Below are 13,967 nucleotides of genomic sequence, written 5' to 3'. Positions count from 1 at the left end.
TTTCTAGCCCGCTCACGCCCGGAGCCCCCCATGCCGGTCACCGCGCCTCCCGAGGTCGAGAACCAGAGTCCGAGCCCCCTCGACGTCCTGCGCCGCCAGGATCCCGAGATCGCCGACGTGCTGCTCGGCGAGGTGCGGCGGCAGGGGGACGGGCTGCAGTTGATCGCCGCCGAGAACTTCACCTCCCCGGCCGTCCTGGCCGCCCTCGGGTCGCAGCTCGCCAACAAGTACGCCGAGGGCTATCCCGGCGCCCGCCACCACGGCGGCTGCGAGTACGCGGACGCCGCCGAGCGGATCGCGGTCGACCGGGCCCGCTCGCTCTTCGGGGCCGAGCACGCCAACGTGCAGCCCCACTCGGGCTCCTCCGCCGTGCTCGCCGCCTACGCGGCGCTGCTGCGGCCCGGGGACACCGTGCTCGCGATGGGGCTCGCGTACGGCGGGCACCTCACGCACGGCTCGCCCGCGAACTTCTCCGGCCGCTGGTTCGACTTCGTCCCGTACGGCGTGGACGCGGAGACCGGGCTCGTCGACTACGAGCAGGTCGCCGCCCTCGCCCGGCACCATCGGCCGAAAGCGATCGTCTGCGGGTCGATCTCCTACCCGCGCCACCCCGACTACGGGATCTTCCGCGCCATCGCCGACGAGGTGGGCGCCTATCTGATCGCCGACGCCGCCCACCCGCTGGGCCTGGTCGCCGGCGGCGCGGCCCCGAGTCCCGTCCCGTACGCGGACATCGTCTGCGGCACCACGCACAAGGTGCTGCGCGGCCCGCGCGGCGGGCTGATCCTGTGCGGGGCGGAGCTGGCCGAGCGGGTCGACCGGGCGGTGTTCCCCTTCTCGCAGGGCGGGGCGCAGATGCACACCATCGCCGCCAAGGCCGTCGCCTTCGGCGAGGCGTCCACACCCGCCTTCACCGGGTACGCCCACCAGGTGGTCGAGCACGCCCGCGTGCTGGCCGCCGCGCTCGCCGCCGAGGGCTTCCAGCTGACCACCGGCGGCACCGACACCCACCTCATCACCGCCGACCCGGCGCCGCTGGGCCTCGACGGCCGCACCGCGCGGGCCCGGCTGGCCGCCGCCGGTGTGGTCCTGGACACGTGCGCGCTCCCGTACGGGGACGGCCGGGGCATCCGGCTCGGCACGGCGGCCGTGACCACGCAGGGGATGGGGTCGCCGGAGATGGCCCGGATCGCCGCGCTGTTCACCGCGGCGCTGCGCGACGACCCGCGGGAAACGGCCAGGGTGCGCGCCGAAGTGCGCGAACTCGCCGGGCGTTTTCCCCCGTATGGCCGGTAAAAGGCGGGACCCCGCAACCGTTCACGGTCCCCGTATGTCCTCAAGCATGGGGACGGCCCGGCTAGGGTGTGGGGCTGAGATGGCCAGCGATTCCTGTGGGGCAGCCCGTGCGTGATTACCTGCTGACGCTCTGTGTCACGGCCGCGGTGACCTATCTGCTGACCGGTCCGGTGCGGAAGTTCGCCATCGCGACCGGGGCGATGCCGGAGATCCGCGCCCGCGACGTACACCGAGAACCGACACCGCGGCTCGGTGGCATCGCCATGTTCTTCGGGCTGTGCGCGGGACTGCTGGTCGCCGACCACCTGCAGAACCTGAACAGCGTCTTCGAGCTGTCCAACGAGCCGCGCGCGCTGCTCTCCGGCGCCGCCCTGATCTGGCTGATCGGCGTCCTCGACGACAAGTTCGAGCTGGACGCGCTGATCAAGCTGGGCGCGCAGATGATCTCCGCCGGCGTGATGGTGATGCAGGGTCTGACGATCCTGTGGCTGCCCATCCCCGGCGTGGGCACGGTCGCGCTCACCCAGTGGCAGGGCACGCTGCTCACCGTCGCCCTGGTCGTGCTCACCATCAACGCCGTGAACTTCGTCGACGGCCTCGACGGCCTGGCCGCCGGCATGGTGTGCATCGCCGCCGCCGCCTTCTTCCTCTACGCGTACCGGATCTGGTTCGGCTACACGATCGAGGCGGCCGCCCCCGCGACCCTGTTCGCCGCGATCCTGATGGGCATGTGCCTGGGCTTCCTGCCGCACAACATGCACCCGGCGCGCATCTTCATGGGCGACTCGGGCTCGATGCTGATCGGCCTGATCCTGGCCGCCTCGGCCATCTCCATCACCGGGCAGGTCGACCCCGACGCGCTGAAGATCTTCGAGGGCTCGACCAAGGCGGCGACCCACGCGGCCCTGCCGGTCTTCATCCCGCTGGTGCTGCCGCTGACCATCATCGCGATCCCGATGGCCGACCTGGTGCTGGCGATCGTGCGCCGCACCTGGAAGGGCCAGTCGCCGTTCGCCGCGGACCGCGGGCACCTGCACCACCGGCTCCTGGAGATCGGGCACTCGCACAGCCGCGCCGTGCTGATCATGTACTTCTGGTCGGCCCTGATCGCCTTCGGCACGCTGGCCTACTCGGTGCACTCGACGTCGATGTGGATCGTCCTCACCGTGGTCTTCCTGAGCGCGGTCGGCCTCGTGCTGCTCCTGCTGCCGCGGTTCACCCCCCGGGCCCCGCGCTGGGCGGAGGCGGTCGTGCCGCCGCGCTACCGGCGCCGCAAGCACGTCCCGGTGCCGGAGACGGCGGCGGGCCTCGCGGGGGCGTCCGAGGTGCCGGAGGAGGAGCGGCTGCCCGTGCCGGCCGGGGTCAACGGCTCGACCGCCATCGGCAACCGCGCGCGCTTCTCCGACCGGAGTAAGGCCGGGGCGCGCGGTTGACGCACCCGTTTGCGAATGCCGCATCCGGTGCCAATACCAGACAAGCCACCCCGCTGTCCTGCACACACGGGCGCGTTAACTCTCAGGTGTGACAGTTGGCACACCCCCCGAGTAAAGACCTATTCAAATAGTTTGTGATACGGTTCACGAGACCCGGCGACAGTGCCGAAAGACCGTAGTGCGACGGTCTGTTGGCCCCGAGACCCACCTCGGACCGGGATTACGCTCGTCCTCGACGACACCATCGCCCCCTCCAGCAAGCGGAGACACCGCCATGCCGTCCAACGACGCACGCCTACTGCTGCACACCGCCGTACCCACCGCTGCCGCCGGCGCCATCGCGACCGTCGTCAGTGGTGTCGTCGCGGGCGGCAAGGGCGCTCTCGGCGCCGTCGTCGGCACCCTGGTGGTCATCCTCTTCATGGGCCTCGGGCTGGTGGTTCTGCAGCGGACGGCAAAGAAGCTCCCGCAGTTGTTCCAGGCCATGGGACTCATGCTCTACACGGCCCAACTGCTGGTGCTCTTCGTCTTCCTGGCCTTGCTGAAGGACACCTCGGCGTTCGACTTCAAGGCCTTCGCGTTCACGCTTCTCGCCACGACCGTGGTGTGGGTCGCCGCACAGGCCCGGGCCTACATGAAGGCCAAGATCATGTACGTCGACCCCGAGAACACCGGGTCGAAGTCGTGAAGGGTAGGGCCGGGATAAAGGCGAGTTCGGCTTCCTGCTATCGTCCGGTGCCAACTGCGGCACTGCGGGCGCGGGCATCCGAAACGGCGCCTGTCCCAGCGCGAGGCTCGATGCCGAACCGCCGCCCCCTTATCCGTAAGACCAGTCCAGTGCCGACCCGCGGCTGCGTGCCGCGCCGACACAACGAGGTTGCCGTACCTATGCGCCACGCTGAAGGAGCCCGCGGTGAGTGCTGACCAGACGCTTGCCTTCGACCCGGATTGCCACATCTTCACCGGATGCGGCTTCCCGGCGCCGGGCCTGCACACGTTCATGTACGAGCCGATCGCCACATGGGGAAGCTTCGAGTTCACGAAGCCCATGCTGCTCGCGATCCTGGGCTCGATCGTGGTCGTCGGCTTCTTCTGGGCCGCTTTTAGCAAGCCCAAGCTGATCCCCGGCAAGATGCAGATGGTCGGCGAGGCCGGTTACGACTTCGTGCGCCGCGGCATCGTCTACGAGATCATCGGCAAGAAGGACGGCGAGAAGTACGTCCCGCTGATGGTGTCGCTGTTCTTCTTCGTCTGGATGCTCAACCTCTGGTCGATCATCCCGCTCGCCCAGTTCCCGGTCACCTCGCTGATCGCCTTCCCGGCGGCCCTCGCGCTGATCGTGTACGTCCTCTGGGTCTCGCTGACCTTCAAGAAGCACGGCTTCGTCGGCGGCTGGAAGAACATCGTCGGCTACGACAAGTCGCTCGGCCCGATCCTTCCCCTGGTCGTCGTGCTCGAGTTCTTCTCGAACCTGCTGATCCGGCCCTTCACGCACGCGGTCCGACTGTTCGCGAACATGTTCGCCGGTCACCTGCTGATCGTGATGTTCTCGCTGGCGACCTACTACCTCATGCACGGCCTCGGCTTCGTCTACGCCGGCGCCTCGTTCGTGATGGTCCTCGTGATGACCGCCTTCGAGCTCTTCATCCAGGCCGTCCAGGCGTACGTCTTCGTCCTCCTGGCCTGCAGCTACGTCCAGGGCGCGCTCTCCGAGCACCACTGAGCCGGCCCGGCCTGCAGCACCACCCCCCAACCAACAGTCGTCCGGTGGCCAACCCCCACCGGGTCCTTGAAAGAGAAGGAAGAACCGGCATGTCCGCTCTCGAGACTCTCGCCGCCGTCAACGGAAACGTCGCCTCCATCGGCTACGGCCTCGCGGCCATCGGCCCCGGCGTCGGCGTCGGCATCATCTTCGGTAACGGCACCCAGGCCCTCGCCCGTCAGCCCGAGGCTGCCGGCCTGATCCGTACCAACCAGATCATGGGTTTCGCCTTCTGTGAGGCGCTTGCCCTCATCGGCATCGTCATGGGCTTCGTCTACAAGTAAGCCGGACCGACAGCCCGACCCTTTTTACGGAAGGCACTGATGTGAACGCTCTGCTTCTTGCGGAAGCGGCGGAGCCCCAGCCTCCGCTCATCCCGCATCTCGATGAGCTCGTCATCGGCCTGATCGCCTTCGTCATCGTCTTCGGCTTCCTCGCCAAGAAGCTCCTCCCGAACATCAACAAGGTTCTGGAAGAGCGCCGCGAGGCCATCGAGGGTGGCATCGAGAAGGCCCAGTCGGCCCAGATCGAGGCTCAGAGTGTGCTGGAGCAGTACAAGGCCCAGCTCGCCGAGGCCCGCCACGAAGCCGCGCGTCTCCGCCAGGAGGCGACGGAGCAGGGCACCGCGATCATCCAGGAGATGAAGGCGGAAGGCCAGCGCCAGCGCGAGGAGATCGTCGCGGCCGGTCACTCCCAGATCGAGGCCGACCGCAAGGCCGCCTCCGCCGCTCTGCGTCAGGACGTCGGCAAGCTCGCCACCGATCTGGCCGCGAAGCTGGTCGGCGAGTCCCTCGAGGACGTCGCCCGCCAGAGCCGCACCATCGACCGGTTCCTCGAGGAGCTCGAGGAGAAGGCCGAGGCCGTCCGATGAACGGAGCGAGCCGCGAGGCGCTGGGCGCCGCGCGCGAGGCCCTCGACGCGCTGACCGACAACACGTCGGTCGACGCGGCGGTGCTCGCCGGTGAGCTGGCCGCGGTCACCGCGCTGCTCCACCGCGAGGTGTCGCTGCGTCGGGTCCTGACCGACCCGGCGCAGGCGGGCGAGGCCAAGGCCGAGCTCGCGCGGCGACTCCTGTCCGGTCAGGTGGGCGGCGAGACCGTCGACCTGGTGTCCGGCATGGTCCGCTCGCGCTGGTCGAACTCCCGTGACCTGGTCGACGCGGCCGAGGAGCTGGCGAACATCGCCGACCTCACCGCCGCCCAGCGTGCGGGCGCCCTCGACAGCGTCGAGGACGAGCTGTTCCGGTTCGGCCGGATCGTCTCGTCCAGCCCCGAGCTCCGCTCGGCGCTGACGGACAAGTCGGCCACGGCCTCCGCCAAGGGCGAGCTGCTCCGCAGCCTGCTCGGCGGCAAGGCCAACGCCGTCACCGAGCGACTCGTCGTCCGTCTGGTGACCCAGCCCCGGGGACGTAGCCTGGAAGCGGGACTCGAGTCCCTGTCCAAGCTCGCCGCGGCGCGCCGGGACCGGATGGTCGCCGTCGTCACCTCGGCGGTGCCGCTGAGCGACCAGCAGAAGCAGCGCCTCGGTGCCGTGCTGGCCAAGCTGTACGGCCGCCAGATGCACCTGAACCTGGACGTGGACCCGGCGGTCCTCGGCGGGATCACGGTGCGGGTCGGTGACGAGGTCATCAACGGGACCATCGCGGAGCGCCTCGACGAGGCGACCCGGCGACTGGCCGGCTGACATCAGCCACTAGCAAGACAGCAACATGCGGCCCGGTTGGGCCGTGCAGAGATTGCAGAAGTTCCTGGGGGTCGGCCCCCAGACCCCTAAGAAACTTCGGGCCCAACAAGGAGAGCAGGGAACCCAGATGGCGGAGCTCACGATCCGGCCGGAGGAGATCCGGGACGCACTGGAGACCTTCGTCCAGTCGTACCAGCCGGACGCGGCCTCGCGCGACGAGGTCGGCACGGTCAGCCTGGCCGGTGACGGTATCGCGAAGGTCGAGGGTCTTCCCTCGGCCATGGCGAACGAGCTGCTGAAGTTCGAGGACGGGACCCTCGGTCTCGCGCTGAACCTCGAAGAGCGCGAGATCGGCGCGATCGTCCTCGGCGAGTTCAGCGGCATCGAGGAGGGTCAGTCGGTGCAGCGCACCGGCGAGGTCCTCTCCGTCGGTGTCGGTGAGGGATACCTGGGTCGCGTCGTCGACCCGCTCGGCAACCCGATCGACGGTCTCGGCGAGATCGCGACCGAGGGCCGCCGCGCCCTCGAGCTGCAGGCCCCGGGCGTTATGGCCCGTAAGTCGGTCCACGAGCCGATGGAGACCGGCTACAAGGCCGTCGACGCCATGACGCCGGTCGGCCGTGGCCAGCGTCAGCTGATCATCGGTGACCGTCAGACCGGCAAGACCGCGCTGTGCATCGACACGATCATCAACCAGCGTGACAACTGGCGCTCCGGCGACGTGAACAAGCAGGTCCGCTGCATCTACGTCGCCGTCGGCCAGAAGGGCTCCACCATCGCGTCCGTCCGCGGCGCGCTGGAGGAGGCCGGTGCCCTCGAGTACACGACCATCGTCGCCGCCCCGGCGTCGGACCCGGCCGGCTTCAAGTACCTCGCGCCGTACACCGGTTCCGCCATCGGTCAGCACTGGATGTACCAGGGCAAGCACGTCCTGATCGTCTTCGACGACCTGTCGAAGCAGGCCGACGCCTACCGCGCCGTGTCGCTGCTGCTGCGCCGCCCGCCGGGCCGTGAGGCCTACCCGGGTGACGTCTTCTACCTGCACTCGCGTCTGCTCGAGCGCTGCGCGAAGCTGTCGGACGAGCTGGGCGCCGGCTCGATGACCGGTCTTCCGATCGTCGAGACCAAGGCCAACGACGTGTCGGCGTTCATCCCGACCAACGTCATCTCGATCACCGACGGCCAGTGCTTCCTGGAGTCCGACCTGTTCAACGCCGGCCAGCGTCCGGCCCTGAACGTCGGTATCTCGGTCTCCCGAGTCGGTGGCTCCGCCCAGCACCCGGCCATGAAGCAGATCGCCGGTCGCCTCCGCGTGGACCTGGCCCAGTTCCGTGAGCTGGAGGCGTTCGCCGCCTTCGGTTCCGACCTGGACGCCGCGTCGAAGGCGCAGCTGGAGCGCGGTCAGCGCATGGTCGAGCTGCTCAAGCAGGCTCAGTACCAGCCGATGCCGACCGAGAACCAGGTCGTCTCCGTCTGGGCCGGCACCACCGGCAAGATGGACGACGTCCCGGTCGCCGACATCCGTCGCTTCGAGGCCGAGCTCCTGGCGTACCTGCGTCAGAGCCACTCCGGCCTGATGACCTCCATCCGTGAGGGCAAGAAGATGTCGAACGACACCCTGACGGCCGTCGCCGACGCCATCGCGGAGTTCAAGAAGCAGTTCGAGACCTCTGACGGCAAGCTGCTCGGCGAAGACGCCCCTGCCGCCGTCAACGTCTCGAAGTGACGACGGAAGGGACCTGACTCATGGGAGCGCAGCTCCGGGTCTACAAGCGTCGCATCAAATCCGTCACCGCGACGAAGAAGATCACCAAGGCGATGGAGATGATCGCCGCCTCGCGCGTCGTCAAGGCGCAGCGCAAGGTGCAGGCGTCGACCCCGTACGCCACCGAGCTGACCCGCGCGGTCACCGCGGTGGCCACGGGTGCGAACGACAAGCACGCGCTGACCACCGAGGCGGAGAACCCCAGCCGTGCCGCGGTCCTGCTCCTCGCGAGCGACCGCGGTCTGGCCGGCGCGTTCAACTCCAACGCCATCAAGGCGGCGGAACTGCTGATCAAGAAGCTGGAGAGCGAGGGTCGCGAGGTCGACGTCTACGTCGTCGGTCGCCGCGGTGTCGCGCACTTCAACTTCCGTGAGCGCAAGCTGTCCGACACGTGGACCGGCTTCACGGACGAGCCCTCGTACGCGGACGCCAAGAAGATCGCGGCGCCGCTGATCGAGGCGATCGAGAAGGACACGGCCGAGGGTGGTGTGGACGAGCTCCACATCGTCTACACCGAGTTCGTCTCGATGATGACGCAGACGGCGGTCGAGGCCCGGCTGCTGCCCCTCAGCCTCGACGAGGTGGCGAAGGACGCCGGCGAGTCGGACACGCTCCGCCCGCTGTACGACTTCGAGCCGTCGGCGGAGGACGTCCTGGACGCCCTCCTGCCGCGCTACGTCGAAAGCCGGATCTACAACGCGCTGCTGCAGTCGGCCGCTTCCAAGCACGCCGCCACGCGTCGTGCGATGAAGTCGGCGACCGACAACGCGGGAGACTTGATCAACAACCTCTCCCGACTTGCCAACGCGGCCCGACAGGCCGAAATCACCCAGGAAATCAGCGAGATCGTCGGTGGCACCGCAGCCCTGGCCGACGCGACCGCGGGGAGTGACAAGTAATGACGACCACTGTTGAGACGGCCGCCGCCACGGGCCGCGTCGCCCGGGTCATCGGCCCGGTCGTCGACGTGGAGTTCCCCGTCGACGCGATGCCGGAGATCTACAACGCCCTTCACGTCGAGGTCTCCGACCCGGCCGAGGACGGCGCCAAGAAGACGCTGACGCTCGAGGTCGCGCAGCACCTCGGTGACGGCATCGTCCGTACCATCTCGATGCAGCCCACCGACGGTCTGGTCCGCCAGGCCCCCGTGGTCGACACCGGCGACGGCATCACGGTGCCCGTCGGCGACGTCACCAAGGGTCGCGTGTTCAACACGCTGGGCCAGATCCTGAACGAGCCCGAGGCCGAGTCGGAGGTCAGCGAGCGCTGGTCCATCCACCGCAAGGCCCCGGCGTTCGCGGACCTCGAGTCGAAGACCGAGATGTTCGAGACCGGCCTGAAGGTCGTCGACCTTCTCACCCCGTACGTCAAGGGTGGAAAGATCGGTCTGTTCGGTGGCGCCGGTGTCGGCAAGACCGTTCTGATCCAGGAAATGATCATGCGTGTGGCCAAGCTGCACGAGGGCGTTTCCGTCTTCGCCGGCGTCGGCGAGCGCACCCGTGAGGGCAACGACCTCATCGCGGAAATGGAAGAGTCCGGCGTTCTGGACAAGACCGCGCTGGTCTTCGGCCAGATGGACGAGCCCCCGGGCACCCGTCTCCGCGTCGCCCTCGCCGGTCTGACCATGGCGGAGTACTTCCGCGATGTGCAGAAGCAGGACGTGCTGTTCTTCATCGACAACATCTTCCGCTTCACCCAGGCCGGTTCCGAGGTGTCGACCCTGCTCGGCCGTATGCCCTCCGCGGTGGGTTACCAGCCGAACCTGGCCGACGAGATGGGTCTCCTCCAGGAGCGCATCACCTCGACCCGTGGTCACTCGATCACCTCGATGCAGGCGATCTACGTCCCCGCCGACGACCTCACGGACCCGGCGCCGGCGACCACCTTCGCCCACCTCGACGCGACGACGGTTCTCTCCCGTCCGATCTCCGAGAAGGGCATCTACCCGGCCGTGGACCCGCTGGACTCCACGTCCCGGATCCTGGACCCGCGCTACATCGCGCAGGACCACTACGACGCCGCCACGCGCGTCAAGGGAATCCTGCAGAAGTACAAGGACCTCCAGGACATCATCGCGATCCTCGGTATCGACGAGCTGAGCGAGGAGGACAAGCTCGTTGTCCACCGCGCCCGCCGTGTCGAGCGCTTCCTGTCCCAGAACACCCACGCGGCGAAGCAGTTCACCGGCGTGGACGGTTCGGACGTTCCGCTCGACGAGTCGATCGCCGCGTTCAACGCGATCTGCGACGGTGAGTTCGACCACTTCCCGGAGCAGGCCTTCTTCATGTGTGGTGGTCTCGAGGACCTCAAGAAGAACGCCAAGGAGCTCGGCGTCTCCTGAGCCCCGTGCTCGCCTGAGGGGGGCGGGAGACGTTCCCGTCCCCCTCTTCACGCCCTTTAGAATTGATCCCAACACCCGGCAGCACCGCCGGGTGGTGACCCGAGGAGCCACCCTTGGCTGCTGAGCTGCACGTCGAGCTGGTCGCAGCGGACCGGAGTGTCTGGTCCGGCGAGGCCACCCTGGTCATCGCGCGTACGACCTCCGGCGACATCGGCGTCATGCCCGGTCACCAGCCGCTGCTGGGTGTGCTGGAGTCGGGCCCCGTGACCATCCGTACGAGTGAGGGCGGCACGGTCGTGGCCGCCGTCCACGGCGGTTTCCTGTCGTTCGCCGATGACAAGCTGTCTCTGCTCGCGGAGATCGCCGAGCTGTCGGACGAGATCGACGCCCAGCGCGCCGAGCGCGCGCTGGAGCGCGCGAAGACGGAGTCGGACGCCGCCGCCGAGCGGCGCGCCGAGGTCCGGCTGCGCGCGGTATCGGTCCGCTAGCGGACCGCGCGAGAGCCCAAGCCCTCAGCCGCGGCACGGCTGGAATTTTCCAGACCGTGCCGCGGCTGAGGCGATGCAGATGCAGGTTGTATTCGGTACGGCCGGGTCCACCGGTTACGGGACGCAGCGAGGAGGTCGGTGAAGATGTTCCTCGCTCTGCTCGTGTGCGGCCTGGTCGTCGCACTGGTGGTGATCGGGCTCTTCGTCTTCGGCTTGCGCCGGAGGCTGATCCAGCGGGCCGGCGGCACCTTCGACTGTTCGCTGCGGTGGAACATCGGAGAGGAGCCGGACCCCTCCGGCAAGGGCTGGGTCTACGGCGTCGCCCGCTACAGCGGTGACGAGATCGCCTGGTTCCGCGTCTTCTCGTACGCCCCCCGCCCGCGCAGGGTCCTGGAGCGCTCGGCCATCGAGGTCCTGGAGCGCCGGATGCCCGAGGGCGAGGAGGAGCTGGCGCTGCTCTCCGACTCGGTGATCCAGGGCTGTCTGCACCGCGGCACCCGCCTGGAGCTGGCGATGAGCGAGGACGCGCTCACCGGTTTCCTGGCCTGGCTGGAGGCGGCGCCTCCGGGCCAGAGGGTCAATGTCGCCTGATTCCTTCTGTTCCGTCCGGCCCGGCGAGTGCCATGTGTGGACCGCCCGGGCCGTTTCCGTGTCCGCGTCCGCTCACCTCTGCGCGCTCCTCGACGCCCGCGAGCGCCGGGTGTACGAGTCGCTGACCGGGGAGCCGGTCCGCGCGCAGTACCTGACCGCGCACGCGCTGCTGCGCTCGGTGCTCGGCGCCGCCCTGGACCGGGATCCGGCGGGGCTCGCCTTCGCCGCGGGCCCGCACGGCAAGCCGTACCTCACGGACGCTCCCGTCGAGTTCTCGATCTCCCACTCGGGCGAGCTGGTGGCGGTGGCGCTGTCCGCCGACGCGCCGGTCGGCGTGGACGTCGAGCGCATCACCGAGCTGGCCGAGCTGCCGCTGCCGGTGCTCTCGGAGCGGGAGCGGGCCGTCTTCGACCGGGTGCCGGGGCCGGCCCGGGCGGTGGCCTTCACCTCGTACTGGGTGCGCAAGGAGGCCGTGCTGAAGGCGACGGGGGAGGGGCTGCGGGTGGATCCCGCCCGGCTCACGGTCTCCGCGCCGGACCGGCCGGCCGAGCTGCTGGCCTGGCGGGGCCGGGACGACGTACAGCCGCACCCTGAGGTGCGGCTGTACGACCTGGATGCCGGGGAGGGGTACCGGGGAGCCGTGGCCCTGCTGGGCGGGGCGCATCGGATCGTCCGGCACGACGGGGGCGGCGTGCTGCACCGCCCCCGCCGGATCGTGGGCTAGTTCAGCCCGCTGTTGATGGCGCCGACCAGCTCGCCGTTGCTGGTGTCGCCGCTGAACTCCCAGAAGAAGGCGCCGCCGAGGCCCTGGTTCTTGGCCCAGCTCATCTTCGAGGTGACGGTGGCCGGGGTGTCGTAGCTCCACCAGTTGGTGCCGCAGTGGGCGTAGGCGGTGCCGGCGACGGTCCCGTTGGACGGGCAGGAGTTCTTCAGGACCTTATAGTCCTCGATGCCCTGCTCGTAGGTGCCCTGGGCCGGTCCGGTGGCGGTGCCGCCGGGCGCGGACTGGGTGACGCCGGTCCAGCCGCGGCCGTAGAAGCCGATGCCGAGCAGCAGCTTGTTGCCGGGGACGCCCTTGGCCTTGAACTTGGCGATGGCCTCGGCGGAGTTGAAGCCCTGCTGCGGGATGCCGGCGTACGAGGTCAGCGGGGAGTGCGGGGCCGTCGGGCCCTTCGCCGCCCAGGCGCCGAAGAAGTCGTACGTCATGACGTTGAACCAGTTCATGTACTGCGCGGCGCCCGCGTAGTCGGTGGCGTCGATCTTGCCGCCGGTGGAGGCGTCGGCCGTGACGGCCGCGGTGACCAGGGCGTTCGCACCGAACTTGGCGCGCATGGCCTGCATCATGTTCTTGAAGGCGGCCGGACCGCTGGTGTCGCAGGACAGGCCGCAGGCGTTCGGGTACTCCCAGTCGAGGTCGATGCCGTCGAAGACGTCGGCCCAGCGCGGGTCCTCGACCAGGTCGTAGCAGGACTGGGCGAAGGCGGTCGGGTTCTGGACGGCCTGGCCGAAGCCGCCGGACCAGGTCCAGCCGCCGAAGGACCAGATGACCTTGATGTTCGGGTAGGCCTTCTTCAGCTTGCGCAGCTGGTTGAAGTTGCCGCGCAGCGGCTGGTCCCAGGTGTCGGCGACGCCGTCGACGGACTGGTCGGCGGTGTAGGCCTTGTCGTAGTCCGCGTAGGAGTCGCCGATCGTGCACTTGCCGCCGGTCACGTTGCCGAAGGCGTAGTTGATGTGCGTGATCTTCGACGCGGAGCCGGAGCTGGCGATGTTCTTCACGTGGTAGTTGCGCCCGTAGACGCCCCAGTTGGTGAAGTAGCCCATCTTCACGACGTTCGGGGGCGGGGTGCCGCCTCCGCCGCCCGTGGTGCGGACCGGGGTCGCGGCGCTCGCCGGGCCGGTCTGGTCGATGCTGTCGCGGGCGACGACCGTGTAGCTGTAGTCGGTGCCGGCGGTGAGCCCGCTGTCCGTGTACGTGAGGGCGGTCGTGGTGGTGACCTTCGTGCCGTCGCGCAGCACGTCGTAGTTCTTGACGCCCTTGTCGTCGGTGGCGGCGGCCCAGGTGAGCTTCACCGAGGTGTCGGTGATGGCCGAGGCGACCGGGGTGCCGGGGGCGGAGGGCGGGTTGTCCCCGGGCTGGGTGGAGCCGTCGCAGGAAGCGCCGTTGATCTTACAGCCGCTGGGCGCGCCGGAGCCGCTGCCGTTGAAGCCGAAGGAGACGGTGGCGCCGGGGGCGAGGGTGCCGTTCCAGCTGATGTTCTTGGCGGTCCAGTGGGTCCCGGAGCTGGTGACGGTGGCGTCCCAGGCGGAGGTGACCGCGGTGCCGGAGGGGTAGTCCCATTCGACGGTCCAGGAGGAGAGCGTGGTGGTGCCGGTGTTCTTCACCGTCCACTTGCCCTCGAAGCCGGAGCCCCAGTCGGAGACCTTGGTGTACGTGGCGGTGGCCGAGGTGGCGGCCTCCGCGGGGGCGGCGAGGCCGATCATGGCGGCCAGTGGCAGGACGAGGGCGGTCAGACCGGCGGCAGCCCGGTGTCTGAACCCTGCTCTGCGCGTCGGTGCTTGAGTGCTCAACGGTGCTCCTCAAGTTGCGGACGACAAGGGTGGGGGTGGT

14 protein-coding genes are annotated in these 13,967 nt (G+C 69.1%); 13 read left to right on the top strand and 1 reads right to left on the bottom strand.

Features of this window, described 5'->3' with window-relative positions; all coding sequences use genetic code 11:
- The first annotated feature begins 30 nt into the window (after positions 1-30).
- From ABD981_RS12980 to ABD981_RS12920, 13 genes are all read left to right on the top strand, one after another.
- On the top strand, positions 31-1,296 hold the full coding sequence (locus ABD981_RS12980; protein ID WP_046909144.1) for a serine hydroxymethyltransferase: 1,266 nt from the start codon (positions 31-33) through the stop codon (positions 1,294-1,296).
- A gap of 107 nt (positions 1,297-1,403) precedes the next feature.
- Entirely contained in the window at positions 1,404-2,729 is a 1,326-nt protein-coding gene (locus tag ABD981_RS12975; RefSeq protein WP_046909145.1) for an MraY family glycosyltransferase, read from the top strand.
- Positions 2,730-3,003: 274 nt separating this feature from the next.
- Positions 3,004-3,417, top strand: coding sequence for a Cg1360 family ATP-synthase-associated protein (locus ABD981_RS12970; RefSeq protein ID WP_046909146.1), 414 nt, complete (start codon positions 3,004-3,006; stop codon positions 3,415-3,417).
- A 225-nt stretch (positions 3,418-3,642) separates the two neighbouring features.
- Entirely contained in the window at positions 3,643-4,452 is an 810-nt protein-coding gene (gene atpB, locus ABD981_RS12965) for a F0F1 ATP synthase subunit A (protein ID WP_046909147.1), read from the top strand.
- 89 nt (positions 4,453-4,541) lie between these two features.
- Positions 4,542-4,775: an ATP synthase F0 subunit C gene (atpE, locus tag ABD981_RS12960; RefSeq protein WP_010474382.1), complete on the top strand. Its 234-nt coding sequence runs from the start codon at positions 4,542-4,544 to the stop codon at positions 4,773-4,775.
- Positions 4,776-4,816: 41 nt separating this feature from the next.
- Positions 4,817-5,362, top strand: coding sequence for a F0F1 ATP synthase subunit B (locus ABD981_RS12955; RefSeq protein WP_046909148.1), 546 nt, complete (start codon positions 4,817-4,819; stop codon positions 5,360-5,362).
- Positions 5,359-6,174, top strand: a complete 816-nt coding sequence (locus ABD981_RS12950) for a F0F1 ATP synthase subunit delta (protein ID WP_046909149.1) — start codon at positions 5,359-5,361, stop codon at positions 6,172-6,174. The genes ABD981_RS12955 and ABD981_RS12950 overlap by 4 nt, the downstream gene beginning before the upstream one ends.
- A 127-nt stretch (positions 6,175-6,301) precedes the next feature.
- On the top strand, positions 6,302-7,900 hold the full coding sequence (gene atpA / locus ABD981_RS12945) for a F0F1 ATP synthase subunit alpha (protein ID WP_046909150.1): 1,599 nt from the start codon (positions 6,302-6,304) through the stop codon (positions 7,898-7,900).
- Between the two features lie 20 nt (positions 7,901-7,920).
- Positions 7,921-8,838, top strand: a complete 918-nt coding sequence (locus ABD981_RS12940) for a F0F1 ATP synthase subunit gamma (protein WP_046909151.1) — start codon at positions 7,921-7,923, stop codon at positions 8,836-8,838.
- The gene (gene atpD / locus ABD981_RS12935; RefSeq protein ID WP_046909152.1) at positions 8,838-10,280 is read left to right on the top strand and encodes a F0F1 ATP synthase subunit beta; all 1,443 of its coding nucleotides are present in this window, start codon (positions 8,838-8,840) and stop codon (positions 10,278-10,280) included. Before ABD981_RS12940 ends, atpD begins: the two co-directional genes overlap by 1 nt.
- Positions 10,281-10,393: 113 nt before the next feature.
- Positions 10,394-10,768 carry a F0F1 ATP synthase subunit epsilon gene (locus ABD981_RS12930; protein ID WP_046909153.1) on the top strand — a complete coding sequence of 125 codons (375 nt, stop codon included), beginning with the start codon at positions 10,394-10,396 and terminating at the stop codon, positions 10,766-10,768.
- Positions 10,769-10,912: 144 nt separating this feature from the next.
- Positions 10,913-11,359, top strand: coding sequence for a DUF2550 domain-containing protein (locus ABD981_RS12925; protein WP_046909154.1), 447 nt, complete (start codon positions 10,913-10,915; stop codon positions 11,357-11,359).
- Positions 11,360-11,417: 58 nt separating this feature from the next.
- Complete coding sequence (locus tag ABD981_RS12920) at positions 11,418-12,083, top strand: 4'-phosphopantetheinyl transferase family protein (RefSeq protein WP_165590965.1); 666 nt, start codon at positions 11,418-11,420, stop codon at positions 12,081-12,083.
- Here the strand turns inward: ABD981_RS12920 and ABD981_RS12915 are convergent.
- Positions 12,080-13,927 carry a glycosyl hydrolase family 18 protein gene (locus ABD981_RS12915; protein ID WP_382748400.1) on the bottom strand — a complete coding sequence of 616 codons (1,848 nt, stop codon included), beginning with the start codon at positions 13,925-13,927 and terminating at the stop codon, positions 12,080-12,082. The genes ABD981_RS12920 and ABD981_RS12915 overlap by 4 nt on opposite strands.
- Positions 13,928-13,967 lie beyond the last annotated feature (40 nt).

It is taken from the genome of Streptomyces showdoensis (assembly GCF_039535475.1).
Taxonomy (GTDB): Bacteria; Actinomycetota; Actinomycetes; order Streptomycetales; family Streptomycetaceae; genus Streptomyces; species Streptomyces showdoensis.
This window is presented reverse-complemented; position numbering and strand designations above follow the sequence as displayed.

What these genes read in the sequence shown, in the direction of transcription:
- ABD981_RS12980 (WP_046909144.1), top strand. Translation starts at nt 31, where the DNA reads ATGCCGGTCACCGCGCCTCCCGAGGTCGAGAACCAGAGTCCGAGCCCC.
- atpA (WP_046909150.1), top strand. Translation starts at nt 6,302, where the DNA reads ATGGCGGAGCTCACGATCCGGCCGGAGGAGATCCGGGACGCACTGGAG.
- ABD981_RS12950 (WP_046909149.1), top strand. Translation starts at nt 5,359, where the DNA reads ATGAACGGAGCGAGCCGCGAGGCGCTGGGCGCCGCGCGCGAGGCCCTC.
- ABD981_RS12970 (WP_046909146.1), top strand. Translation starts at nt 3,004, where the DNA reads ATGCCGTCCAACGACGCACGCCTACTGCTGCACACCGCCGTACCCACC.
- atpD (WP_046909152.1), top strand. Translation starts at nt 8,838, where the DNA reads ATGACGACCACTGTTGAGACGGCCGCCGCCACGGGCCGCGTCGCCCGG.
- atpE (WP_010474382.1), top strand. Translation starts at nt 4,542, where the DNA reads ATGTCCGCTCTCGAGACTCTCGCCGCCGTCAACGGAAACGTCGCCTCC.
- ABD981_RS12925 (WP_046909154.1), top strand. Translation starts at nt 10,913, where the DNA reads ATGTTCCTCGCTCTGCTCGTGTGCGGCCTGGTCGTCGCACTGGTGGTG.
- ABD981_RS12940 (WP_046909151.1), top strand. Translation starts at nt 7,921, where the DNA reads ATGGGAGCGCAGCTCCGGGTCTACAAGCGTCGCATCAAATCCGTCACC.